This is a genomic window from Advenella mimigardefordensis DPN7, assembly GCF_000521505.1.
Classification (GTDB): Bacteria; Pseudomonadota; Gammaproteobacteria; order Burkholderiales; family Burkholderiaceae_B; genus Advenella; species Advenella mimigardefordensis.
On sequence record NZ_CP003915.1, the window covers coordinates 3862031 to 3886180 of the forward strand.

Below are 24150 nucleotides of genomic sequence, written 5' to 3' on the forward strand. Positions count from 1 at the left end.
ATGAAAAGCTACTTCAAGCTAAAGTAAGTTCTTCGCCTTTTCCCAGAAATCGGTGGCTACGTTTAATATTGAAATCGAAATTTTTCCAGTATCCCCTCTTTTCTGAGTTCCAGTATATTTCTTGAATTTCCTCTAACAGGATTTCCCCTTGTTTTGTGAGCATTGCGTAGCGTCCAATTTCAACTATCCCGTTCTTGAGTTCGATCAATTGCTGCGACAAATAAATCCCGATTTCCTCAGTGAAATCCGAATTACCCAATCGATCGAACATTTGGACAATTCTGGATGTAACAAATGTCGCGTGGAACACTCCAATCATGGCTCGCGAATCACTTCTCAATGGTGATTTATAGATTTTCTCCCTATCGTTCAATACGATTGGATCGATGCTCATAACCGCATTCAAATATAAATGTGAAACCTCATGACAAATATGTTCAATATAGTAAAGTTGCCGGTCAATCCCAGGCCTGGGTAGACGAATGAACATGCAACCAAACATCCGAACGTCAGTCAGCCCCATGGTGACTCGCCCGGAAAACAATCGAATATGAGCGAGCAGTTGTGAAATCTCGTCGTACATATCGCTGAACAGATTCTTGATTGTTCTCAATGCCGACTTTATTTCCACTTTCTCGTGATGTAGCTGCTCACTGTTGGTGATCGGCATTAGCTCAGCCTGCCTATTTAAGTCTTCTTTGAGACTTAGCACTGCATCATCGATAATGAATTTTTCGCAATCAGAATCTTCGATTGAGCTTATTATTGGATATACGTTTTCAACTGAACCGTTCCTTAGATTCATCAACTTATCGAGTGTTTGATTGACGCTCAAACCGTCTGAAGCACGCATCGCTCGCAGCAATTTATCGTGAAGATAGAACAACTCTGGATTTAAAGAAGCCACGGATTGTATTGCAACGAGATGCTCGAGAGAAAAATCGGCTCTATTTAGCGTGGAAATTGCAGATTTTTTTAGATGAATCAGACTATTTATTACTTTTTGATAAAAAAAATCTCTAGCTATCTTCGCACGGTCTCGACTAGGGTATGCGGACACTAATGGGGATATCCTGCTCATAAAATCGTCTCCGGAAGGTTGAGCACCGGATGTCTTTCGAACAGCGTAGCGGACATCCAGGTGCTCGGTGAACGCTAAATGGGCTAACTAATAATAACTTAAGGCGTCGTGCTGACGCTCAGTTGCAAAGTAGCTAGCGTGGAATCAAATATTGCTTCCTCATCAATTGTAAAAACCACTACGTTCTCCATGATTCTCTCCTGAAGATAAATTTAGAAATGGCATTTGCCTGACGAACCGCGGGGCCCTCAGACGGCTACAGGATAATCAAGGTTCCAGAACATGTATATGATGTAAATCAAATTGATATAGTCAATCTATCATCTGAATCACTGCGCGTCGGCCGTCACCGAATTTTTCCTTACAGATTCCAACATAATGGTTTTTTAACCAGATTTTTTTCCAAAGTGCAAGTCACCAGTTCGCACATATTTAAATTTTGATCAGTCTGTCAAAACTGAAAAAAAGCCGGTAGCCTAATTGTCACAAGGTACATATCACTGGCTACTTACGCACCACTCCGCGTTTCGACAATCCCTCCAACATACCCTTCGCCTCACGCAAACTATCCACAATAAAATCCGCTACCGCCCGAACCCTCGGCACCTCAACACTATCATCATGCAAAATGAGATAGATATCCTGGCTTAGATACCCCTCTGGACCGTCAACCAGCACAAGCCCGGGCGCTTGATTTCCAACCAAGCAAGGCAAATACGCATAGCCAAGCCCCGCTTGAGCGGCCGCTACCTGGCTTTTTAGTGAACTCACCTTTACAGCGGGCATACGCCAATAACTGTGCGCCATAGCAGCCCTGGCGATTGGCAAATTTTTAAAATTTTCAGACCATCCGATAATCCCGAGCTCGCCTTCTTTGCTGTTGGAGCCAACAGCTTCTGACAGGTAAAGCGCATGGCGAAGCGATCCCAGGGTCCGAACTTTGAACGGCCCTCGCTCCGGCATGGAAACACGCACAGCTAGATCTGCCTCTCGGCCATGCAAGGCGATAGGCTGAGCGTCGGTCTGAAATTCAATATTAATCAACGGGTAACGCGCAATAAAACTCGCTAGACGGGGTAATAAAATTAAATTCGCAATGTTCTCGCTCGTAGCTACCCGAACGGTGCCCGTAGGCTGATCTGCAGCAGCCTCAAGTGATGAGGACAGCGTGTTAAACCCATTTTCAATGGGTACGCAAGAATCCAGAAGCGCTCTCCCCTCCTTTGTAAGGGAGTAGCCGGTAGGACTACGCGCGAAAAGCAATTGACCGAGTTCGAATTCTAGGTTTGCCAATCGTCTGGACAATGTCGCCGGGCTAACGCGCAACGCGTTTGCGCCGGCGGTAAGCGATCCGGCACGAGCCGTCGTAATAAAAAACCTTAAATTATCCCAACTTATTGTTCGCATTATCCTAATTCATGTGATCGCTAATACGTGCTGGTATTTTAGCGATTTTCAAGAATGAAAAAGGGGGTTCGAAAAATCGCTATAGAAATATCTTCAGTTGGTCAATAAAATTGTTGCGTAGTGCAGTTCGATTTTCAAAGTGACTAGGCTAAATAGCAATGAAGGGTGTTATGAAGTTACTACACTGGCCCTTTGGCTCCGTCGCGTTCAGATAGGGAACTCCTTGCTGGGCGCTAAAAGGAGTATTCCTGCCTACTACGGCGGGATTATGAAGACTCATTCTGCGTCTATCAAGGTGATATAGCTGATCTTAATTGTATTGTCATGAAGGAAGTTACATGGAACATTCCGCAATCATTGTTGGAGACTGCTTCTCCGGTTATAGCCAGAATAGTTTTGTCTACACAGTAAGCAGTTTTGCAAAAATGCTTCGTGGGGTATTAGGCGGCACAACGGACACAAGCCAGCTACCCAAAAAAATCCATTGGGGGCAAGGAGTTGGCACGCACGAACGTGGATATATAGCTGGGCTCTTATCAAAATTGAAGCTGGATATAGCTCCGCTAATCAGTGAGAATGTAAAGGAATTGGCGGGCCGAACATACGTCCACAAATGGAATCCACAAAACGTACTCGTTTCAATTCCCGAGCGAGAAAGCGACACTCGATTCGTATCTGACCTAGTCATAGATGCGCGAAATGAATTTTTGATTGATCACGCTACCGGTCAGCACGTTCAGGGAATGGTGTTACTTGAAGCCTGCCGTCAAATGTTCCTGGCAGTAACGGAAAAATATTTTATCGACAGCGATCTTCTCATCGAAACTTACTTTGTAATCAATAGCATGGGGATAAAGTACAAAGCATTCGTTTTCCCTATTGATGCTCATGTTGTCTATATTCTAAAAAGTCTGAAACGCAAAGTGGGAGGCCGAATAGAAGTAGATTGCAGCATTTCGGTATTTCAAGCCGGGATGGAATGTTCCACTTGCGAAGTGGCTTACACAGTTTTCGATGCCCATCAACTTTCAACTCGAGAAAAGGAGATGGCTGGAAAAACAACACATTACTTCTTAAGCAGTGAGGTTGCTCCCGCTATTTGCGAAAACAAAAAATTAATGGCTATTCCCGTAGATATAACATCTAAAAGAGTAGCTCAATTTGAAGAAAAATCAAATTTAATTTGAGCGAGGTTGGCCAAATGAGCACAAAGATTGCTGTTGTAGGCGCGGGTCCTACAGGACTAACACTCGCACTCATGGCTCAGAAGCAAGGACATGAAGTAGTAATTTATGAAGCATCACAGAAACCCGATCCACGCCCTAGAGCGGTCATGGTTCATGCACGTGCCCTAGAAATACTTGCATCACTGGATCTCGCAAAAAACTTCATCAACCGTGGATTGATGACGCCCGGCATCGATTTCATTCGCTCTGACGGTGCTCGATTCACGATGGACTTTTCAAGTCTCGAAACATCATATGCAGGCATCCTCAATATACCTCAACCAGAAATTGAAGAAATACTTGCAACTGCTTTTCTACAGCGCGGTGGAGTAATTCATCGCAATTCTGTCGTGACGGCATTTCAACAAAAAAGTCAAAGTGTCATGTTTGACGTTAGCCGGGACGGTACAACATCTCATATCGAAGCAAACTGGCTGTTTGGTTGCGATGGTGCTCACTCTACGATTCGCAATTTAATCGGCGCAAGTTTCGACGGAGACACGATTGATCACGAATATATACTAGGTGAAGGAGAACGAAAAACTCCTGGTGCACCTGACGTTAGCAGTATGTTGATTTCGGAAACCGGAGTTGTCTCCTGGTTACCCTTTAAGGATGGAACAGTACGAGTAGCAGGGCCTGGAAGGGGTGTATCTTTAAATCAGATAGGACAGCATTCTACTGACTCGTCCGAGCGAGCGATTGAGCTTTTTTACGCAGAGCAAAACCAACTTATTTTCAGCCCACAGTACCTAATCGGAAGAATTATACGCGCTGGTCTGTATCGAGTTCATAAGCGAATTGCATCAAACTGGGGGTATGGAAGAGTCTGGCTAGCTGGCGATGCAGCTCACTTGCATCCACCCGCCGGCGGACAGGCACTCAACCTAGGTCTATCTGACGCTGAAGCAATTGCTATGCGCCTAACTACTTCCTCCGGAATTGGCTTTGAGACCTATGAGCTAGAACGTCGCCCAATTGTAAAAGCTACCATCGAAGAGGTGTCAATGCTTCCATTAATTGCAGCAATGCGTGAAGCGAGTAGTGATACCGAATTTGTAAAGATAGAAAAAGCACTTTCATTGAAGGCACATCGTCTTTCCCAAATTGACACTAATTTCCTGGCGGGCGATGCCGACTGTCTAGGGAATCGTGATGATAAGGAATTAAAAACTGGGCGTAGGCTAAATGAGAAAATCGACCTTATGGATGCAATAAATGCACCACCTGGTTGGAAATTTGCCAGTGTTGGTGAACACAATTATTGGGTTCACGCAGATCGACATGTGCGTAAAAAATCCCCGCAGAGTGACACAACATTCTCCGCTACCGGCATTCTCTCAAACAAGGAAACCGTCTCATGGGAATGATGCCTTTCTGGATTTCTGAGATTGCGTCGGTTATACCCGATGCTCGCATTGCTCCACCCACTGGAAGCGATGATCAGAATCGTAGCGGATATATTTCAGTCGCCGTTGAAAAGCAGCGAGTCGGCGGCGAGCTAGCTCACGACGCAGTAATCAACCTCGTTGCCACGGTAGGTTCGAAATCGGTGTCCCGTGTTGAGGCCATATTCCACGCCTCTGTCATAGATCAAGGAATGGGGGTTTTCTGGAATCCAGGTTACGCCCTTCAAAACCATGCAGGAGCCGAAAAGGCCAACGCACTGTCATTACGCCAGGGCTGCAATGGTCTTATGCTTGCTTTAATCCAAGCAGGCAGGTTGAGCCAGCACGGTAAACAGTCGCTTATTGCCGGAAGTGATTGTTTTGAAATTCCAGGGTTTAATCGCTTTGTATCAGACTATGGGATTATGTACGGCGATGGTGCTACGGCATGCATTGTGGGTAGTACAACAGGCCGATTCAAAGTGATCGACATTGTCGAGATATCGTCTCCAAAATTGGCCCCGTTACATGATGGAAGAGGTTTTCCCACAGGCGACGTTAGATCGGCCAAGAGGCGCTATCTTGAGCGAAACGGGAAAGATTGTCTAACGCGATTTACCCGTAAGGCGATGGATCAATTAAGCAGCAAAGCCAAGGAATACAAAGTTGAACGCATATTATTTCCAAATCTTGGGAAAGAGTTGCTTGAAACAAACTACTATCCTGCGTTCGACTGCGCTGAAGAACGAAGTGCGGGTGAGCTGGGTAAAAGAATTGGCCATCTCGGCACTGCCGATCAATTGGTAGCACTTGACAGCCTTCACAGGTCCGGTGAAATTTGTGCTGGCAAACGACTTCTTCTCGTTGGAGCTGGCTCTGGATTCTCTTGGTCGGGAATTGTCGTGGAGGTAGCCTAATGTCCAAGATTGCATTCTTTGATGTCGATGAAACATTAATCCGCCCGAAAAGCATGTTTTCATTTCTAAGGTTCTATTTGGAAAATAAACGAGGTGATGATTCCAAAGTTTACGAGAATTTCTGGACAGAGATTATGAATATGACATCGTGTGGCGCGTCACGCTCGACAGTAAACAAACGTTATTACGAGTTTTGGAACGGTGAAAAATTGGCAGACGTTAATGACGCAGGACTTGCCTGGTTCGAAAGTGAGCGTCAAAACGACTATTTTTTCATACAACCAACGGTTAACGCTTTGAAATCTCACAAAGAAGCAGGCTGTCTGGTCGCTATGATTTCTGGATCATTTGAATCACCGCTCACTCCCATTGCCAATTATCTATGCGTTGACTACATCTTATGTAGCCAACCCGAAGTAATCGGCGGCACCATGACCGGGAACATTGAACAACCCATGATCGGGATGAACAAGTCTCGCGCAGCACAAAAGCTAATGGAACAACACGATGCCTTGCCCCAAGAGTGTTTTGCATATGGCGATCATCTTTCTGACATTTATCTTCTTGAACAAGTTGGACACCCAAGAGTCGTAGCAAACGACCCTGAACTCATAACGGTTGCCACCGCAAGAAACTGGAAAATACTGCAATGACTGATATATCGACTACCGAAACTCAAGCTATCAGGACGAAAAATTCTGATTCTTTTTATGCTTTTCTCATCGTCGCCCTCGCGCCCATTGGTCAGATGGGTATCGATATCTTCACCCCTTCACTGCCACTCATCGCCAAAGAATTCATGTCCAGCCGCGAGACCGTTCAGTTAAGGGTGTCGCTCTATTTGGCTGCCTTTTCCATTGGCCAGCTGTTCTACGGTCCACTTTCCGACAGCATAGGGCGCCGTCGGGCGCTGGTACTGGGATTGGTATTATTCCTGACCGGTTCGCTCATCGCCATTACCGCCTCCAATATCGAAGTTTTTATCACAGGTCGCGTTATTCAGGGCTTTGGTATTACATGTGCGTCTGTTTTGATGCGTGCAATTGCAACCGACATGTTCAAACCGCCACAACTGGCCAGCGTTTTAACTTATATGGTTGTCGGCTGGGGAATGGGGCCTATTATTGCACCGGTCATTGGCGCCGCCTTCCAGGAAACAATCGGGTGGAAATATTCATTAATTTTCCTGGCAGTGTACGCCGTCATTCTTCTGGCGCTTATTGCCTTTGTCATGAAGGAAACCAATCGCAATCTGGTGGCTTTTAGTCTGACTAAGATTGCCTCAGGCGTGGGTGAGATTTATGGTAATTTTCGATTCACGCTCATCTTTCTTTCTATGGGTTTTTGTTACGGGGTGATTTTGTGTTTTAACCTCGTCGGACCATTCGTCGTTCAGGAAGCGATGGGCTATAGCCCCGGTACATTCGGCGTGCTTGCCCTGGCGATGGGACTCGTCTACTTTCTCGGGGTCCTATCGAATCGCGTCATGCCTGCGGCCATCACTCCAGCAAGAAAATTCTCCATTGCATCGCTTATTTGTGTCATCGCTGCCGCTATACAACTCTCTCTTGCGCTAGTAGCCGACCTAAACATTTGGGCTCTTGCCGTTCCTTTTGCTTTTGTCGTCTTTTTCTGCGGCGTGATGTATCCAAACCTCATGGCCATGGGCGTTTCAGCCTTTCCGCACATCGCGGGCCTCGCCAGTTCCCTGTTGGGCTTTTCACTGATGCTTCTCGCTGCAGCCATTATGTGGCTTTCCTCCTTGATGCAAGCCCACTCCCTGTTGCCATTCGCAACCCTCACCCTTGTACTCATGTGCGGCGTTTTTGTAATGATCCGCGCTATTCGTCCTTAATACCCCTTACAGAGGCTCTTATGTCAAATGTGAAAAATGCTGTACCAAATGCAAAAACCGCTCTTCCCACCCGCCGCGCAGGCAACAGCAGCTTACTGGTCTCCATGATGGGCCTTGGCTGCATGGGCATGTCCGAGTTCTATGGCGAGAAAGACGATAACCAGTCTCGTGATTTACTCAATTACGCTGTCGATAAAGGGGTTCGCTTCTTTGATACCGCAGATGTTTACGGCTATGGCCATAACGAAATATTGGTCGGCAGCGTACTTCGGAATCATCCGAAGCGCAGCGACATTGTTCTCGCCACCAAGGGTGGTATCGTTCGGGATGATAATGACAGCACTCGCCGGGGTGTGAATACCTCTCCTGAGTATCTACAGGCCGCCATTGAACGCTCACTTAGCCGCCTGGAAACAAAGATTGATCTTTATTATTTACATCGTGTAGAGGACGATGGCGCACGGATAGAAGAAAGTATGTCGGCCCTGGCGGATCAGCTGCTTGCCGGACATATCGGCGCGGTTGGGCTGAGCGAGGTTTCAGAGCAGACCATTCGGCGCGCCCACGCCGCCCTGCTTCAAGCAACGGACGGAAAATATGGGCTTGCGGCCATCCAGACAGAGTTTTCATTGATGACGCGGCATATTGAAGCTAACGGTGTCGATCAGGCATGCCGCGAGCTGGGTATTCTGCTGGTAGCATACTCGCCGATTTGCCGTGGATTGTTAACTGCCCCTTCCTTCAATCCAGAAGCGCTTTCAGAGTCAGATTTCCGCCGTAATCTGCCCCGATTCACCGGAGACAATCTTAAGCATAATCTTCAGTTGGTCGAGGTTCTGGCAACGGCGGCTAAGAACGAGGGCCTGACGCCTGCGCAGGTGGCGCTCGCCTGGGTAATGGCGCAGGGCAATCATGTAGTGCCTATACCGGGTACGCGTAGCAAGGCGCGTCTTGATGAGAATATTGCTGCATGCGAGGCTAAACTCAGTCCAGAGACAATGGCATTGCTGGCAGGGGCGTTCGCACCACAAGCAGTGGCTGGGTTGCGCTATACGCCGGCTGCGATGCAGGCTTATGGGCTTTCCAGCTAAGTTTGGAGGACAGCTCAGGCGTTGAATACGAAACTCCCGGGTATTACATTTGCATTAATCGCGCAAGTTGAAAAAAAATGCTCGGGTCCTACATGGGCAATAAAGCCCTCAAACTTCACAAACCTCAGCCATACTCCGATACTGCCCCTTGAAATACAGCAACGGCTGCATGCCCGCAGCCTCTTGCAGATTCAACGCCCTCACCTCACCAATCACAATCAGATGATCCCCTGCAACGTGCTCTGCATAAATCTCACAATCAAGCCAGTGCAGGTTGCCCGTTAAAACCGGGCTACCCAGAGGCGACGTCTGCCATTCCACGTCGCGCCACTTGTCCGTGCCGCGCCGGGCAAACTGATTGGAAATCGCCATTTGCTCGTCTGACAGGATATTGACTGCGAAACGCCCTGCCTGGCGAATTTTGGGGTAACTGCCTGAACTTTGCATCACGTTGAACGACACCAACGGCGGATCCATAGACACGGCATGGAAGGACTGGCAGGTGAAGCCTATGGGTTCACCTTCGAGGCGCGCAGTGATTACCGTGATGCCGGACGCGTAATGTCCTAGCGCTTCACGAAAACGTAGTGGTTCAATCGCAGGAGTGAGAAGTGACATTGTAGAAGTGAGATACCGGGTGCAACTTGAAGGAACGAAGGAGATGCAATCCAACAATGCTGCCGAACTGCAGCCCTTCGTCCGTGTCTGGCCATCGCGAGCAGCTCGCAACGAACCTATCCCGTCTGGGAATTATTTGGACAGTTCCTTGCGGACGATTTCCGCGCCGGCACTCAGGGCGCTCAGCTTGCCTCTGGCAACGTTGCGAGACAAGGGTGCCATGCCGCAGTTGGTGCAAGGATAGAGTTTATCGGCATCCACGAACTGCAGCGCTTTGCGCAACGTGTTGGCCACTTCCTCGGGCGTTTCAATGGTGTTGGTGGCGACATCAATCGCCCCCACCATCACTTTTTTACCGCGAATCAGTTCAATCAGATCCATGGGGACGTGGGAGTTTTGACATTCCAGCGAGACGATGTCGATCGCCGATTTCTGCAGCTTTGGAAACGCTTCTTCATACTGGCGCCACTCCGATCCCAGGGTCTTTTTCCAGTCTGTATTCGCTTTAATGCCATAGCCATAGCAAATGTGAACAGCGGTTTCACACTTCAGTCCTTCGATGGCTTTTTCCAGCGTCGCAACACCCCAGTCATTCACTTCGTCAAAGAACACATTGAAGGCGGGCTCATCAAACTGGATGATGTCTACACCGGCGGCTTCCAACTCGCGTGCTTCCTGGTTAAGAATCTTTGCAAATTCCCAGGCCAGTTTCTCGCGGCTTTTGTAGTGAGCGTCATAAAGGGTGTCGATCATCGTCATGGGACCTGGCAAGGCCCATTTGATCGGCTGATTGGTCTGCTGGCGCAAAAATTTGGCATCGTCAACAAATACGGGTTGGCGCCGCGCCACAGCCCCAATGACCGACGGCACGCTCGCATCATAGCGGTCACGAATCTTAACGGTCTTGCGGTTCTCGAAATCCACGCCTTCCAGGTGCTCAATGAACGTGGTCACGAAATGCTGACGCGTTTGTTCACCGTCGCTAACGATATCAATACCAGCATGCTGTTGTTCCTGCAATGACAAACGCAATGCATCCTGCTTGCCTTCGATCAAACCCTCTTCCTGCAGTTTCCAGGGAGACCAGAGTTTTTCTGGTTCGGCGAGCCAGGAAGGTTTGGGCAGGCTGCCGGCGGTGGAAGTGGGCAATAGTTTTTTCACAGTTGTAGACATGTTACTTTTGAATCCTTAAATACTGTAGTTAGCGGACCATTGCTCAAGAATCGCCCGGTATGGTTTTATAAAATGCTCCTCGGCATACTTTCCCTGCTCGACAGCCAGCCGGCTGCGCTCTTCCCGATCATAAACAATCCGCGTTAAGGAGTAATCCTGATGCTTCAGACTTGGCTGATAAGACTGCCCGGCCGCAGAATTGGCGTTGTAAATCTCGGGCCGATAAATTTTCTGGAACGTGTCCATCGTACTGATGGTGCTGATCAGCTCAAGATTGGTGTAATCACCCAGCAAATCACCGGAAAAATAAAACGCCAGCGGCGCAGCACTATTGGCAGGCATGAAGTAGCGAACCTTCATCCCCATTTTTTTGAAGTACTCATCTGTTAATGAATATTCATCCTGAAGGTATTCAACGCCTAAGACCGGGTGCTGATTTTCCGTCCGATGATAGGTCTTGCTGCTGGAAACGCTCAGGCATATGACAGGCGGTTTGGAGAAATTTTCTTTGTAAGTGCTTGAATTTACGAAGCACTTGAACAATTTTCCATGCAATTCCCCAAAATCTTCCGGTGTGCTGAGTCCTGGCTGCGTCTTGGCGTGTTCCGGGAGCACCACACTGAAGTCATAATCGCGCACGTAAGAGGAAAAATTGTTTCCTACAATACCTTCGATGCGTTCATTGGTTTTACGGTCAACAACGCTCGTCTTTAAGATTTCAATCACAGGGAGGGCGCTATCACTGTTTTCGCCGTCAAAGCTCATTTCAACTGAGATAATTTCCAGGTTGACGCTATAACGATCGCCTTTGGGGTTATCCCAATGTGCCAGGGCATTGAAACGATTGTCAATCATCTTCAGGGTATTGCGCAGATTCTCCTGACGCGTCGTTCCCCTGGCCAGATTGGCGAAATTGGTGGTGATTCGGGTATTGCCTGCGGGACGATAGTCCTCATCGAAACACGTGCTCTTTATGGCAAATGTGAACTCATTACTCATTTTAATCTACAGCCCTGATTCCTAAGATAAAACCACATCTGCTATTTATCGCCGCTCAAATTTCTAAATTTTTATTTCAGCAGTCATGACATTTGTGATGCAAAGGATGCAGTTTATATGTGCCTTTCATAATTAATATGAATAAATTTCATCAACCGATTGGCTTAATTCATAGTATGGCGGGATGGAGCGCGTTCTGGCGATGGCAACGAAGAACGAAGGCCCGAATTTGCACAGATCGCACATATGGACCAGATCAAATACGGGATAGATACCAGTCTATGACGAATGTATTTGCGCGATGCGTTTCTTGAAATATTGTGCCGGCGTACTTCCCAGAGCTTTCTTGAACATGGTAATAAATGCGTTGACCGACTCATAACCCAGTTCAAACGCTACGTTTTGTACGGTCTGGCCGCTTGCCAGTTCGCGCAGTGCAACGATAAGGTGCAGTTGCTGACGCCAGCGTCCGAATGTCAATCCCGTTTCCCGGCTTAACAGGCGCGCCAGTGATCTCTCGCTCATGGCCACCCGCTTCGCCCAATCGTTCAACGTACTGCGATCGGCGGGCTCGTTAGTCAGCGCCTCAGCCATGGTCCGTATTTTCGGATGATCGGAAATCGGAAAATTGAACTGCTCATGGGGCATGTCTGCCAATTCGTCCAGCACCACTCTGGCAAGGCGCGCAGCATGACTATCCGCTGGATAATCGGGGAGTTCGCGAGCCAGCCGGTCAATCAACTCCCGGATCACGGGAGAAATCGAAAGCGTACAACTGTAGTCGGGCAATCGTGCAGCCCCCGGCTCCACGAACAAATAATTCAGCCGCGCGTTAGACGTCGCATGAGCACTATGTGACACACCGCCCGGAATCCACACGCCGCAGTTTGGGGGAACAATCCATATTTCGTTGCCGGTTGTGCAGGTAACGGCACCGTGCAGGGCGATGATCAGTTGACCTTTTCGATGCACATGCAAAGGCACTTCCGCCTGATGATCTGCGAAATCGAGCTGATGGACGACCGCCGGCAACGGCGAGCGGTCTGGGTCGAAAACAGAAATGGCTGATCGGGACATTGGCTTAGAAATGGCAGAATTTAGGTATTTTTTGTCAGAATACTGAATTTATTTTACGCTATAACTAGAGAATAATGACGGTATGACAACATCAGCCTCTGCAAATACCGTTATAAGCACAGCCAGTGAAGCCATGCGGCACGCAGGATCAACTGTGCTTCGCACGCCAGCCATGAAGGCAGATGCAGATGCGATCCTCTTCTCTGCCAAGAGTTTTGCCGCAGCGATGCTGGCCTACTATATCGCATTGCGTATCGGGCTTCCCAAGCCTTTCTGGGCCATTGTGACCGTTTACGTTGTTTCGCAGACATCAGTCGGTGCATCACTTAGTCGCGGCGTTTATCGCTTTGCCGGTACGTTCATCGGCGCCATCGCGACCGTTGCCATTGTGCCAAATTTCGTGAACAACCCAACCATATGCAGCATGGTGCTTGCCGGCTGGATTAGCCTGTGCCTGTTTTTCTCACTGCTGGATCGCACGCCCCGAGCCTACGCCTTTGTTCTTGCAGGCTACACCGCCAGCCTCATCGGGTTTCCAAGCGTGCTCGATCCTGCTTCCGTTTTTGACACGGCGTCCCTGCGTGTGCAGGAAATCTGCATCGGCATTCTTTGCACGGTTCTGGTCCATCGCTATGTCCTGCCGAAGCGCATGACCGGCCAATTCACCGGCAAGCTGTCTGTTACGCTGCGAGACGCCCGACTGCTTGCGGCAGATGCACTGACTGGCAAGTCCGGTAAAAGCCGCAGCGATCGCAGCCAGCTGGCCGCGGACCTGCTGGCGTTACAAGGGCTGACGACGTATTTGCCGTACGATTTTGCTCCCGCCACCCCTCGTCGCGATATGCTGCAACGGATTCATGACCGGCTGGCTCGATTACTGCCGCTCACCACAGAGATTGAAGACAGGATTCATTCTCTTGGCAAAACTAGCGAGAATGCGCCCGCAGCATTGAAGGTGCTTATCAACGATGTCCATGCCTGGATCACAGCCACCAGGTCGAATGAACAGACGGGCACTGCTGCGCAACTGATGAGCCGCGCGCGTTCACTCCAGCAACAGTGTGGCTCAGGCGCAGCAACATCGGGCCACCGGCTCGCTGCCAACCTCGCTGGCCATCTGGTCGAAATGATCGGTTTGCTTCAGGACTGCGAGCGGCTTGAGCACATTATCGCGGCGCCCAGGCGATCAGCCCTCATGGATTCATTTCATGGCACGACGCATGTGAAGGGCTACGTATACCACCGTGACCTCTGGATGGCGGGCCGCGCTGCGCTGGGTGCCTGCGTCGGCATTCTTCTTGGCTGCGCCTTCTGGATCTGGTCAGCATGGCCGGAAGGCGGAACGGCCGTCTCTATTCTTGGCGTATGTTGCACCCTGTTCGGGAATGTCGATGCACCCGCGCCTAACGTATTCAAATACATAGTTGGCTCGCTGTATGGAGTAGCAATCAGTTTTGCTTACAGCTTCGTCATCCTTCCTCAAGTGACAGACTTCATGGCTCTTGTCGCGGTGCTCTGCCCTGCGTTCCTGTTCGCAGGCTCGCTGCAAGCGCGTCCGGCGACGGCGTATATGGCGCTGGGCATCACCCTCACCATTCCGATTCTCGCCAATCTGAGCACTCAGTACACCGTGGACTTCGCTGCTTCCCTCAACACCACGGTTGCGCTTTTTGGTGGAATCGGATTCGGTGTCGTGAGCATGTCTCTGTTCCAGACCGTATCGGTAGATGCTGCGATTAAACGGCTGCTTCGCTTAAGTCGACGTGACGTCGGCCGCCGAGCCGTAGGAGCAGCGCCGAACGAAGCACACTGGACGAGCCTCATGATTGACCGGACAGCATTGCTGCTGCCCAGGCTGCGGGTATCCCGGAACAACGATACCAGCATACTCGACGACACTCTGGACTTTCTTCGCATCGGACATGCAGTTAGTCAACTGCGCAAGGCGCGCCCACGCTTAACTGGTGAAGTCCGCATGAAGTTGAGCGAACTTCTTTCAGCCATTGCCGCAAACTTTCGATACCGACGCCCGTTGACACCTGCCGACTACCGTGACCTCAACCGGCACATCAAGAGCCTGATGGCGATGGTGGAGAGCAGCGCGCACAAAGATCACCAGCGAATACTCGACCTGCTCATCGACCTCAGATTCGCACTTCGCATCAATGAAATGACAAGTAGGCGAGCACACAACTTATGATCGTTGATCTCAATATTGGAGGGGTCCTTTTCCCCGGTCTCCTGATGTTTGCACTCATTGCGCTGGTCGCGACTATGGTAATGATTCGAATTTTCACAGCTGTCGGGATCCGTCGCTTATTTGCACATCAGCCGCTCCTCGAGCTAACCACATTCGTCATTATTTACAGCCTGCTCCTGCAACACTGCCATTGAGCAAACCTTTACCTTGAAGCCTATGCTATCCCTACTCAGCCGTTACACTCTGACCCTCATCTTCGTTGCCATCGCCGTGTTTATCGCGACCAAGACCTGGAGCCATTACGAGCAAACACCCTGGACCCGCGACGGACGGGTTGGCGTGGATGTCGTACAGATCGCACCGGAAGTCTCGGGTACGGTCAGCGCAGTACGCGTTGTTGATAATCAGTATGTGCGCCGAGGCGACATTCTTTACAAAATCGACGCCGAGCGACTTCGGATAGCTGTGATATTGGCAGAGGCCGATGTCGAAGCAAAACGTCAGGACATGATTGTTCGCCAGGCGACGGCACGACGCTACAGCCAGGTACGCGATGCGGTATCCAAAGAGTCCGTCCAGCAAACCAGCGGTGCAGCGGCCGTCGCCAGCGCGGCTTATCAGGCTTCGGTTGCCACACTCAATCTTGCCAAACTCAACCTTGCCCGCTCTGTCATCCGCTCACCCGTCGACGGCTATGTCACCAATCTCAGGCTCCGCCCTGGAGATTACGCGACCGCCGGTGTCACCAGCATAGCCATCCTTGACGCAGCCAGTTTCTGGGTAACAGGCTATTTCGAGGAAACAAAGATCCGACAAATCAACATTGGCAGCCCCGCGAAAATCATGCTGATGGGCTATGAACAGCCAGTTTCCGGTCATGTCGAAAGCATCGGGCGCGGGATTGAGAACAGTAATGACACCCCCGGTCATCTCGGCCTGCCAAACGTCGCACCAACCTTTTCCTGGGTACGCCTGGCTCAGCGCATCCCGGTGCGTATCCATATTGATCACGCCGCCCCGGGTATCGCACTTGCAGCAGGCATGACCGCGACCGTCGAAATCGCCCCCGCGAGCATGGAAGCGACCAAAGGGAAACCGAAGCAGGACGTTGCCGTACAATGAAAGGCAGTGGCAGCGCCCATGATCGAGGCATTCACGTTGTGTGCTATCGTGGTCGAGCCCATCATTCAACTAAACAAGCAAAAAGGCAACGATTGATATGCATCAATGCTCTATTGCCGGATCTAAAATGCTTTTTCCAAAGAAACCATCAGGAAAATCAGAGGCATAGAGGCCGCCACACTCAGTCATCTTTCAAAATTATTTACCCAACTTTTCAAATGCCATAAACCAGTCGTCTAACGCCGATACAGACTGATTTTCCGCCTAGCGCACTATGATGCAGGCACCGCAAAGGCATGGGTAGATTATCTGGCGATTTATAGTATTGCTGCGCTGTAAAGTTCGGCGTTTCTTCGGAATCACAAAAAATCGGGCTTTTTCCCTGTGAGAACAGCGCATGATTTTTCTCAGAATATGACATCCCACGAGAATATTTGCATCTAATTGCTTCAGTAGTTCCGGATAATGCTCATACAGACCCGGTCGATTGCAATATTTGCTTGCAATATCGGGATCAATCCGAATTGTTCGCCAAAATGCCCCTTGTTAACCTCAAGCCAGTCGATGATACCCAACCTGGCTGAACCTTAAGGCTTTCCAGACCAATAAAAACGAGGCCGCGCAGAGTGCGGGCAGAAGCAGTCAACAACCACAATTACATTCTTCATTTAGAAGAACACACAAAATAAGGGGGGCTTGACATTGTTTAATACAACTCAATTGGCTGGGGGATGGATTGGCTGGCCAGATATGTGCAAAACGCCTCCGGCAATGTTGCCTATTCCCTATCCTAATATTGGCACGCACGCGCTGGCGCCGAATCCGTGTTTTCGTGTGTTGTATTGCTGTGCCCCGGTACATAACAAGAACACCAAAAAAGCGATTTCTTTCGGCGATCAGCCTGGTGTGGCGGGCGGTGTGGCGTCTCAGGTTTTTATGAGCCAGACCTCACATCTGGCCGCGTATTCCCGAACCTACAAAATCAACAACAAGCCTGCAGTACGGCTGACAGGCGTGGAGAAAAGCAACAGACGAAATGTCATTGTCTTTGACATTATCCCCAGCGTGCAATTTAAGAATCTGTGCCTGGCTGCCTGAGCGAACAACAGCAAATTCCGGTTGCCATATCGCCGCGCACATGCGGTTTGTAGAATAACGAGGAGAAACATACGATGGCGCGGTACCTTGGTGTGTATACCGACAGATTCGTGGGGACAGCCACCTATACCCTCACAAAAAACGAAACAAAGTCGGTCAAAAATTCGTCCACCAATATATTCAAGTCCAGTTTTGATCTGACATCAAGCGCATATATCAACGTGAATGGCTCGTTACTGCTGGAGGTCTCGGCCCTGGGATACGACCTGCACTTTCATAAGCAGACAGACGATGCGACCTTTAATGCGACGTTGATGGGGTTGAATTTAAACCTTTTCGGCGCTTTCGGGCTGAGTACATCAAATACGCACGCGCTGGGCAGGGTGGTAACCAGCCACGGGTATTTGCTCTGGTCGAACGTCGCGGTCTTTAAGGTGTTGTGGAGTAAAGTCACTCAGACGTCAGGTGGCAGATTAAAGCGTAATACGAAGGATGAAGTTGAATTTGCTGCAGTGCGATATCTGAGAACAAAGCAGGCGATCGAAATGTCTGGTCGCGCCAATACAAGTTAAGGTGGCAGAATGGCAAAGTACTTAAAAACATTTACCAACTTCTATGATGGCCCCGTTACATCAACCTACAACAACACCGAATACAATAATGTAAGCGGTGCCACGAATTATACTTATACGAACGGGTTAACCATCAACGCGGCAGGCCAAACGGTTGGAAGAATATGCCCGATTCTGCATTACAGCGAGAATCGCAAATTAACCGTCCACGATGGCCGGGTATCGCTGCTGTTCGGTCAAATTGGGGCTGCTGGCGGCAATTACCAGTTAAATTGGGGCATTAATATTGCTGCATCCCTCACCTACAAAACCGAAACTGCGCTCAGCTACAACCTGTTTTCCGTCCTGTTTTTTAATCCGTCCAGCGTCAAACTGGTCCATAGTAATTCGGAAAAAGGAAAAAATTGGAGAACATTCAAAGTGTATCGCGTCAGGAAAGGTCAGGAAGACTATGTGAAAAAAGTTCAACGTAAAAGCGTTAACTTCCACGGTCTGACGTTCAGGGGGTTTTGAAGCAAAATGGCCAAATTTCTCGGACTCGCAACAGACTTCTACAAAGAGCCAGCGAATTATCATTATGAGAGCACGCTGACCAAAACGGTCACACAGGCCTCGACACATACCCACCACGGACCACTATGGTGGATTGCGCTGGGAAACATTAGCTGCAAGGCGCCGACTATCACGGAAGAATACAGCTGGATGATCCGGATTGTTGGGCTGGACTTGTACCTACTGGCCTTCAAAGGGTTGATCGTTCCGGTCAATCTGTCCATCTCCGCCTTCAGCTACAACATGTCCGGCCTGTACGTGAATTTGTCGGGCATAATCACCAATACCGGGCTGCCGTACTTTATCCTGCCCTCCCCCCGGCGCAAAGGTGCCGCAGTCATCAATTTCAATCGTACCGGTATCCTGCAGGAACAAATGGTCGCCAAGCAGATTGAGGCTAAAAAAAATAAAAAGAAAGCGGTCGTCATTAAAGTCTTTGATGTCGATCGAAATCTGGTTTCCTGAATGAAAACAATTAAACCGAACACGCTTAGCGTGATGAGTCGTCCCTATCGCTGGCGGGGAATGTCACAATTGGGCGTAGGGTTGTTTGCGCTGCTGAAAAAGCGAGGCGACAGCTACGTCTTTGAATCCGATCAGAAATTGTGGGCCGATATTCTGCCTACCCTGGACTCTAACGGTTTTCTGGATCACGTTATTCCCAAGGCGAAACCCGAATTCCTGATTTCCGGATTCGGCTATACCGCGCATCAGGAAAGCAAAACGGCCTGCGTGGTCAGGGCGCAGGTCGCTGATAAGGAGAAAACGTTAAGGGTAACGGGCGATCGCTACTGGATTGGAGGCAAACCCACGGAGCCAGTGCCGTTTGAACGTATGGAACTCACCTGGGGCAATGCCTTTGGCGGTAGCCAATACGCCGACAATCCGCAGGGCAAGGGACTGGATACGATCCCGGTCGGCGATACCTCAGCCGTGCCGCTGCCTAACATCGAGTCACCTACGGATGCGGTCGAACATCGGGACAGCCGGCCCACGCCTATCGGCTACGGCCCCATGACGCTTGACCATCCGCTGAAGCAGGCGCAGGTGGGCACGCACTCCGAGGAATGGCTCAAATACGATTTCCCCGGCTTTCTGCCGGACATGAATCCAGGCATTTTCAATATGGCATCGGATGACCAGCAATGGGCCGACCGTAGCGAAATTCCTTTGGGTGAATCCTTTCAGATCTGGAACATGCATCCGTCCCTGCCCTGCTGGGAAGGCGCTATACCGGCACTGCATGCGCGATGTTTTGTACTCATGCAGGACACCCCCACACAGACTGCTTTTCGGGAAGTGGAGAATATGCGCGCCACAACACTGTGGCTGCTGCCCGAACAGGATTCCATCATGATATTTTTTCATGGCAGCATCGAAATAAGGGACGATGAAGCCGAAGATGTGCTGACCATCCTGGGTGCAATCGAAGCCGCCGGCGAAATGAAAAAGGCGGACTATTATCATCAGATATTGCAGTTGCGATCGGACCCCAAAACGGTCATGGATCATATTCTTAAAGACGAAGAACTGTTACCCGCCGCCATGCTGGCGCCAATGGAAGATGAAAACTTCACCGTTGAACCCAACCAGTTGATCAAGCGGCTGGAACTGTTCGGCGCAACCCAGAAAAGAGAAGCGCAGGAAAAACTCAAAGGCGTGGGTGTGGACCCTGACGAGATTCTGCCGGAATTCGTGGGCCCACATGAGAATCCCATGGAGATCGATAACGCCCGAATGAACCAGCAGGTGCAAAGCATCATCTCCGACATGAAAGGCAGATTGGGCAGCCAGGCTGACGCGGCAGACGACTATGGGGAAAAGATAATGGCCGTGCTCGATGCCATTGATTCAGACGACGCCAGCCTGGATACGATACCGAAGATTCCGGTGTCGGGTCCACCCGACATGACCCACATCGAAATGATAGAGCAAAGCGCCCGAGATGGGAAAAACCAGTTCAGTGCGTATCCGGACGCCCAAATGACGCCCAGGGATATTGAACAGCTGAAGGAAAAGACACGCAAATCCTATCTATATACTGCGCATTACCAGCTTGCCGCCTCCAAACTGTCCACCGACAAAAACGAAGTGCTGAAACAGAATGTGCTCCAGCGCTATGCAAAGAACAAGGACCTGTCAGGCATGGATCTGACCGGTGCAGACTTTAGCGACATGACACTGGATGGCGCGGATTTTTCCAACGCATTCCTGGAGGCAGCCACCTTCTCGAACACCAGCCTACGCGATGCTGATTTCTCGGAAGCCGTGCTAACACGCGCCGTGTTTGACGGCGCGACACTTGAAAACGCGCTGTTCGTAGAGGCAAACATGGCGCTGATTCAATTGCGCAATTCCCATTTCAAATCCTGCACATTCCGTGAAACCAATCTGGAACAGCTAAATGCGGAGAAAACCACATTTGAAAACTGTACCTTCGAACAACTCATCAGCGACCACTGGACGCTGAACCAGGTGGTGCTGCGCGCCACACAGATGAACACATGCATTCTGCAGGAGTGCGAGTTCAAACAGTGCCACACTGAAGAATGCAATTATTGGAAAGTGGCCTTTGTAGAAACAACATGGGACGAGTGCCAGGACCAGGGCAGTGAAATGACCAATGTAGCGTTCAGCGAAAGCAAGCTGCAGCGCTGCGAATTCCGGGGTTCAGCATTAATCAACCTGTTGCTTGAGGACGACTGCCTGCTGCAGGCTAACCAATTTACGAACTCGCTGCTTAAGGAGTGCACATTCATCGCCCTCACGATGGACGGCACGATTTTCTCCGGCACGAATATGAATGACTCGGATTTTTCAAATACCAAAGCAAGACATTGCAATTTCGATGGCGTCAGCGCCCGCGACACCTTGTTTTTCAAAGCCGATCTCACTGGTAGTTCATTTCGCGAAGCCAACCTGATTCAGGCCTCCATGGAGCGTGCGAATCTGACCGACTGCGATTTCGAAGCCGCAACGCTTTTTCGCACCAATGTATCGAAAGTGGAAACGAGCGCAAAAACCTCTTTAAGCAACGCATATATGGACCAGCTGGAAATCTACCCAATGTATCGTGACAGGCTGAACGCGAAATCATTATTCGGCCATGAGTAAAGAAATACTGTTTAGACACCTGGCGCGCGGCGAACCCTGCGCCAATAACGACTTCTCGGGCCTCACGCTTACCGGACTGGATCTGTCTGGCATGGCGTTCGACAACGTCAACCTCTCCAAAGCCGACCTGAGCCGGGCGGACCTGAGAGAATGTGTATTCAATGAATGCCAGCTTGATGAGACCATCTTCGACCATTGCCGGATGGAAAAAGCGGTATTCAACGAATGCACATTGCGTGCCGCATCGTTCATGAAAAGCGATATGAAAGACGTGATCATCAGTCGCACGGATGCCACAGGCAGTCGCTTTCAGGACGCGATTATGCACTCGGCCGTCCTGCAGGAAACAAACTTTACCGGTGCCAAACTGGATGCCAGCGTTGCGTCTCAGTGTGTTTTTCATGCATCGCAGCTGGCGCAAGCCGATTTCGGCCAAACCGACATCAACAAACATATCTTTTATGAAATAGATCTGCGGCAAACCATTTTCAGCAATAAAACCTTCAATCAGGCCAGCTTCATTGCCTGCGATCTGAGCGGCCAGCATTTCCAGGGCACCACTTTTATGGCCTGCCAATTCTCGGAAGCCAACCTGTCGCATTGCAACTTCCACCAGGCCATACTAACCCGCTCCATCTTTGCAAAATCCAATCTGGGTGCCGCCACGCTGAATGAAGTGGATGCTGAATATGCGCTCTTCACTGAAGCCGATGCGTCCAACGCGAGTCTGCAACAGGCTCGGCTGGACAATACCATGTGGCAGGACAGCAAACTGGTGGGCGCCGTGTTTACCCGTTCAACGCTATCGAACGCCGGTTTTGGTCGTGCCAACTGTCAGGACGCCGACTTCACGGGTTGCAAACTGGAGTATGCCAATTTCGATTACGCCGATCTGCGCGGCGCGCGCTTTGACCAGGCACAATTTCACTACAGTTCCATGCATGCCGCACTCTCGCAACACCCCACATTGAAGAACAAAGCCGGCGTATCGCCACCTGATCAGGCCCTGTACAAGGCGGAAATGCATAGTGTCAGAAAAAAACGCGCAGAATGATACTGGATCGCTGCGGATCTGATGTAAGCAGTCATGTCGGCTGTAAGGTCGGCTTTAATGTCGGCTAATATGCCCGCCTGCAACGATGTGGCACAGATCACTTTTGAAGTGAAAATTAGTTTATATCCTGTATATGCGCCTGGCTGATTTTATCGAAATCAATAATGGCATCGCCCGTATCCGGTAAGTAGCGTACCGGAACCGACTTGAGTTGCTCTGCGGCGTAAATCATATCGCTCGGCCAGCCGAATTCCGGTATGGATAGGCTTATACCCGACGGGCCCGGAGCTAATATCGCCTTGTAATAAGGTATGCCGGCATCAGACCAAGATGCCGTCTGCTCCATTGACAGCACCTCTACCTGCGCGTCAATACCCTGGGCGTCGATTCGCGCGCGCAGCGCGTCCGCCTTTCTGCTGGCTCGGTATTCATCGTAGATATAAAACACCGAGGGTAGCAACACAAGGCAGCTGTATGTGAAGAAATAGACAGACCTGAAAAACAGCGCATTGATGACGCCAAGTACAACGAATACGCCATAGCTCAGATAGAACAGCCATCGCTTCAATGACTCTGTTCTCATACGGAATTTCCTCCTGCGCTGATTGTCGCATGATGAGCTTGTCATGTCACCCGGGGCGGTTCTGATCATTTGCCACGCAATCTGTCCGCCATCATCAATCCAAATCGTATAGGCGCCCTTTTGAGCGCCTCCGGCGTGTTTGGACTAATCTGACGCCAAACGTTCACCCCCCCAGCGCGACAACATCCGCAGGCAAGTCAGTCTGGTGATACTTTTTATAAATCTCATTTAACTTGCCATTCTTCAGATTCGCCCGTATCAGTTCATTCATTTTCTCTTTGATTTCCGGGTTGTTCTTTGCGACCCCAATGGCCAATTTGGCGCTGGACATCACAATGCGAATATCCATTGCCTTGGCCGGATATTTTTGATTCAACGCGCCGATGATCGAGGGTGCGGTGGCAAAAATACTGCTTTGTCCGCTGGTAATGGCCGTGATGGCCGTTGCATCGTTTTCAAAACGGACAATATTGGTGCCGGGCGGCGCCTGCTTGGTTACCTGCTGGTCATTGGTTGTCCCTCTGGCAGTCACAACCGTTTTACCCACCAGATCTTTCAGCTCTTTAACGGGTGAATCCTTGGATACGGCAATCACCGCTTTGTTGTCTGCATAGGGAATAGTGAAATCAACCACCCTGGCCCGCTCTTCCGTAATCGACAAGCTGGAAATAACGACATCCGCCTTATTGGTTAACAGAAAGGGAATGCGATTGGCCTGAGTTGTGGGCACGATCTGCAGCTTGACGCCCAGACTGTCTGCGATCAAATTGGCCGTTTCTACGTCTGAACCGATGGCGGTCATCTTGTCGTCTGTCATGCCGTAAGGCGGCGCATTCAGGTCAATGGCCACGCGCAGTAATTTTTGCTCCATCACCTGCTCTAGTGTATTTGCGCTCGCTAACGGCAATCCACCGCAAATAGCGCCCATGATAGAGAAAGCCAGCAACACAGGCTTAATTCGATACGTCATGCATGTCTCCAGATATATAGTCATTATTGATTAAAAACCCAACGACAACGGCC

23 protein-coding genes are annotated in these 24150 nt (G+C 50.0%); 15 read left to right on the top strand and 8 right to left on the bottom strand.

Features of this window, described 5'->3' with window-relative positions:
* Positions 1-13 precede the first annotated feature (13 nt).
* Positions 14-1081 (bottom strand): aKG-HExxH-type peptide beta-hydroxylase, encoded by a 1068-nt coding sequence (locus MIM_RS17745; protein WP_025374104.1) that lies wholly within the window; start codon positions 1079-1081, stop codon positions 14-16.
* A 504-nt stretch (positions 1082-1585) separates the two neighbouring features.
* On the bottom strand, positions 1586-2488 hold the full coding sequence (locus tag MIM_RS17750; RefSeq protein ID WP_052342337.1) for a LysR family transcriptional regulator: 903 nt from the start codon (positions 2486-2488) through the stop codon (positions 1586-1588).
* A 338-nt stretch (positions 2489-2826) separates the two neighbouring features.
* On the opposite strand from MIM_RS17750, the gene MIM_RS17755 reads away from it, so the two are divergent.
* From MIM_RS17755 to MIM_RS17780, 6 genes are read left to right on the top strand one after another with little or no spacing between them, the layout of a single operon-like run.
* Positions 2827-3675 (top strand): AfsA-related hotdog domain-containing protein, encoded by an 849-nt coding sequence (locus MIM_RS17755; protein ID WP_025374106.1) that lies wholly within the window; start codon positions 2827-2829, stop codon positions 3673-3675.
* A gap of 14 nt (positions 3676-3689) precedes the next feature.
* On the top strand, positions 3690-5084 hold the full coding sequence (locus MIM_RS17760; RefSeq protein WP_144084679.1) for an FAD-dependent oxidoreductase: 1395 nt from the start codon (positions 3690-3692) through the stop codon (positions 5082-5084).
* Positions 5075-6019: a 3-oxoacyl-[acyl-carrier-protein] synthase III C-terminal domain-containing protein gene (locus MIM_RS17765; protein WP_025374108.1), complete on the top strand. Its 945-nt coding sequence runs from the start codon at positions 5075-5077 to the stop codon at positions 6017-6019. Before MIM_RS17760 ends, MIM_RS17765 begins: the two co-directional genes overlap by 10 nt.
* Positions 6019-6672 (top strand): HAD family hydrolase, encoded by a 654-nt coding sequence (locus MIM_RS17770; protein WP_025374109.1) that lies wholly within the window; start codon positions 6019-6021, stop codon positions 6670-6672. The genes MIM_RS17765 and MIM_RS17770 overlap by 1 nt, the downstream gene beginning before the upstream one ends.
* Positions 6669-7874, top strand: a complete 1206-nt coding sequence (locus MIM_RS17775; protein ID WP_025374110.1) for a multidrug effflux MFS transporter — start codon at positions 6669-6671, stop codon at positions 7872-7874. The genes MIM_RS17770 and MIM_RS17775 overlap by 4 nt, the downstream gene beginning before the upstream one ends.
* Positions 7875-7894: 20 nt before the next feature.
* Positions 7895-8965 carry an aldo/keto reductase gene (locus MIM_RS17780; protein ID WP_025374111.1) on the top strand — a complete coding sequence of 357 codons (1071 nt, stop codon included), beginning with the start codon at positions 7895-7897 and terminating at the stop codon, positions 8963-8965.
* A 108-nt stretch (positions 8966-9073) separates the two neighbouring features.
* Here the strand turns inward: MIM_RS17780 and MIM_RS17785 are convergent, their stop codons facing one another.
* The 4 genes from MIM_RS17785 to MIM_RS17800 form a co-directional block, all read right to left on the bottom strand.
* Positions 9074-9583, bottom strand: coding sequence for a flavin reductase family protein (locus tag MIM_RS17785; protein ID WP_025374112.1), 510 nt, complete (start codon positions 9581-9583; stop codon positions 9074-9076).
* 132 nt (positions 9584-9715) lie between these two features.
* Positions 9716-10744 carry a methionine synthase gene (locus MIM_RS17790; RefSeq protein WP_025374113.1) on the bottom strand — a complete coding sequence of 343 codons (1029 nt, stop codon included), beginning with the start codon at positions 10742-10744 and terminating at the stop codon, positions 9716-9718.
* A gap of 27 nt (positions 10745-10771) precedes the next feature.
* A complete protein-coding gene (locus MIM_RS17795; protein WP_025374114.1) occupies positions 10772-11755 on the bottom strand; it encodes a DUF1852 domain-containing protein in 984 nt (327 codons plus the stop codon).
* A gap of 279 nt (positions 11756-12034) precedes the next feature.
* Entirely contained in the window at positions 12035-12832 is a 798-nt protein-coding gene (locus tag MIM_RS17800; protein ID WP_025374115.1) for an AraC family transcriptional regulator, read from the bottom strand.
* 82 nt (positions 12833-12914) lie between these two features.
* Between MIM_RS17800 and MIM_RS17805 the strand changes: the two genes are divergently transcribed.
* The 9 genes from MIM_RS17805 (at position 12915) to MIM_RS17845 (ending at position 22544) form a co-directional block, all read left to right on the top strand.
* Entirely contained in the window at positions 12915-15032 is a 2118-nt protein-coding gene (locus MIM_RS17805) for an FUSC family protein (RefSeq protein ID WP_025374116.1), read from the top strand.
* A 44-nt stretch (positions 15033-15076) separates the two neighbouring features.
* The gene (locus MIM_RS17810; RefSeq protein WP_245592883.1) at positions 15077-15226 is read left to right on the top strand and encodes a DUF1656 domain-containing protein; all 150 of its coding nucleotides are present in this window, start codon (positions 15077-15079) and stop codon (positions 15224-15226) included.
* A 22-nt stretch (positions 15227-15248) separates the two neighbouring features.
* Entirely contained in the window at positions 15249-16154 is a 906-nt protein-coding gene (locus tag MIM_RS17815) for an HlyD family efflux transporter periplasmic adaptor subunit (RefSeq protein WP_042070519.1), read from the top strand.
* A 720-nt stretch (positions 16155-16874) separates the two neighbouring features.
* Positions 16875-17252, top strand: a complete 378-nt coding sequence (locus tag MIM_RS17820; protein WP_407638171.1) for a DUF4150 domain-containing protein — start codon at positions 16875-16877, stop codon at positions 17250-17252.
* A gap of 74 nt (positions 17253-17326) precedes the next feature.
* Positions 17327-17824, top strand: a complete 498-nt coding sequence (locus MIM_RS17825) for a hypothetical protein (protein WP_025374120.1) — start codon at positions 17327-17329, stop codon at positions 17822-17824.
* A 9-nt stretch (positions 17825-17833) separates the two neighbouring features.
* Positions 17834-18337: a hypothetical protein gene (locus MIM_RS17830; RefSeq protein WP_025374121.1), complete on the top strand. Its 504-nt coding sequence runs from the start codon at positions 17834-17836 to the stop codon at positions 18335-18337.
* A 6-nt stretch (positions 18338-18343) separates the two neighbouring features.
* A complete protein-coding gene (locus MIM_RS17835; protein ID WP_025374122.1) occupies positions 18344-18841 on the top strand; it encodes a hypothetical protein in 498 nt (165 codons plus the stop codon).
* Positions 18842-21490, top strand: coding sequence for a DUF2169 family type VI secretion system accessory protein (locus MIM_RS17840; protein WP_084459033.1), 2649 nt, complete (start codon positions 18842-18844; stop codon positions 21488-21490). It begins immediately after the preceding gene.
* Positions 21483-22544 carry a pentapeptide repeat-containing protein gene (locus MIM_RS17845; protein WP_025374124.1) on the top strand — a complete coding sequence of 354 codons (1062 nt, stop codon included), beginning with the start codon at positions 21483-21485 and terminating at the stop codon, positions 22542-22544. Before MIM_RS17840 ends, MIM_RS17845 begins: the two co-directional genes overlap by 8 nt.
* Positions 22545-22659: 115 nt before the next feature.
* Here MIM_RS17845 and MIM_RS17850 read toward each other — a convergent pair whose 3' ends face one another.
* Both MIM_RS17850 and MIM_RS17855 read right to left on the bottom strand, forming a co-directional pair.
* Entirely contained in the window at positions 22660-23127 is a 468-nt protein-coding gene (locus tag MIM_RS17850; protein WP_025374125.1) for a hypothetical protein, read from the bottom strand.
* Positions 23128-23290: 163 nt separating this feature from the next.
* Positions 23291-24097 (bottom strand): transporter substrate-binding domain-containing protein, encoded by an 807-nt coding sequence (locus MIM_RS17855; RefSeq protein WP_025374126.1) that lies wholly within the window; start codon positions 24095-24097, stop codon positions 23291-23293.
* Positions 24098-24150 lie beyond the last annotated feature (53 nt).

Excerpts from the sequence above, each read along its gene's own strand:
- MIM_RS17815 (WP_042070519.1), top strand. The coding sequence starts at position 15,249 with ATGCTATCCCTACTCAGCCGTTACACTCTGACCCTCATCTTCGTTGCC.
- MIM_RS17825 (WP_025374120.1), top strand. The coding sequence starts at position 17,327 with ATGGCGCGGTACCTTGGTGTGTATACCGACAGATTCGTGGGGACAGCC.
- MIM_RS17805 (WP_025374116.1), top strand. The coding sequence starts at position 12,915 with ATGACAACATCAGCCTCTGCAAATACCGTTATAAGCACAGCCAGTGAA.
- MIM_RS17850 (WP_025374125.1), bottom strand. The coding sequence starts at position 23,127 with ATGAGAACAGAGTCATTGAAGCGATGGCTGTTCTATCTGAGCTATGGC.
- MIM_RS17830 (WP_025374121.1), top strand. The coding sequence starts at position 17,834 with ATGGCAAAGTACTTAAAAACATTTACCAACTTCTATGATGGCCCCGTT.
- MIM_RS17780 (WP_025374111.1), top strand. The coding sequence starts at position 7,895 with ATGTCAAATGTGAAAAATGCTGTACCAAATGCAAAAACCGCTCTTCCC.
- MIM_RS17765 (WP_025374108.1), top strand. The coding sequence starts at position 5,075 with ATGGGAATGATGCCTTTCTGGATTTCTGAGATTGCGTCGGTTATACCC.
- MIM_RS17835 (WP_025374122.1), top strand. The coding sequence starts at position 18,344 with ATGGCCAAATTTCTCGGACTCGCAACAGACTTCTACAAAGAGCCAGCG.
- MIM_RS17775 (WP_025374110.1), top strand. The coding sequence starts at position 6,669 with ATGACTGATATATCGACTACCGAAACTCAAGCTATCAGGACGAAAAAT.
- MIM_RS17810 (WP_245592883.1), top strand. The coding sequence starts at position 15,077 with ATGTTTGCACTCATTGCGCTGGTCGCGACTATGGTAATGATTCGAATT.
- MIM_RS17785 (WP_025374112.1), bottom strand. The coding sequence starts at position 9,583 with ATGTCACTTCTCACTCCTGCGATTGAACCACTACGTTTTCGTGAAGCG.
- MIM_RS17795 (WP_025374114.1), bottom strand. The coding sequence starts at position 11,755 with ATGAGTAATGAGTTCACATTTGCCATAAAGAGCACGTGTTTCGATGAG.
- MIM_RS17840 (WP_084459033.1), top strand. The coding sequence starts at position 18,842 with ATGAAAACAATTAAACCGAACACGCTTAGCGTGATGAGTCGTCCCTAT.
- MIM_RS17755 (WP_025374106.1), top strand. The coding sequence starts at position 2,827 with ATGGAACATTCCGCAATCATTGTTGGAGACTGCTTCTCCGGTTATAGC.
- MIM_RS17770 (WP_025374109.1), top strand. The coding sequence starts at position 6,019 with ATGTCCAAGATTGCATTCTTTGATGTCGATGAAACATTAATCCGCCCG.
- MIM_RS17800 (WP_025374115.1), bottom strand. The coding sequence starts at position 12,832 with ATGTCCCGATCAGCCATTTCTGTTTTCGACCCAGACCGCTCGCCGTTG.
- MIM_RS17745 (WP_025374104.1), bottom strand. The coding sequence starts at position 1,081 with ATGAGCAGGATATCCCCATTAGTGTCCGCATACCCTAGTCGAGACCGT.
- MIM_RS17855 (WP_025374126.1), bottom strand. The coding sequence starts at position 24,097 with ATGACGTATCGAATTAAGCCTGTGTTGCTGGCTTTCTCTATCATGGGC.
- MIM_RS17760 (WP_144084679.1), top strand. The coding sequence starts at position 3,690 with ATGAGCACAAAGATTGCTGTTGTAGGCGCGGGTCCTACAGGACTAACA.
- MIM_RS17750 (WP_052342337.1), bottom strand. The coding sequence starts at position 2,488 with ATGCGAACAATAAGTTGGGATAATTTAAGGTTTTTTATTACGACGGCT.
- MIM_RS17845 (WP_025374124.1), top strand. The coding sequence starts at position 21,483 with ATGAGTAAAGAAATACTGTTTAGACACCTGGCGCGCGGCGAACCCTGC.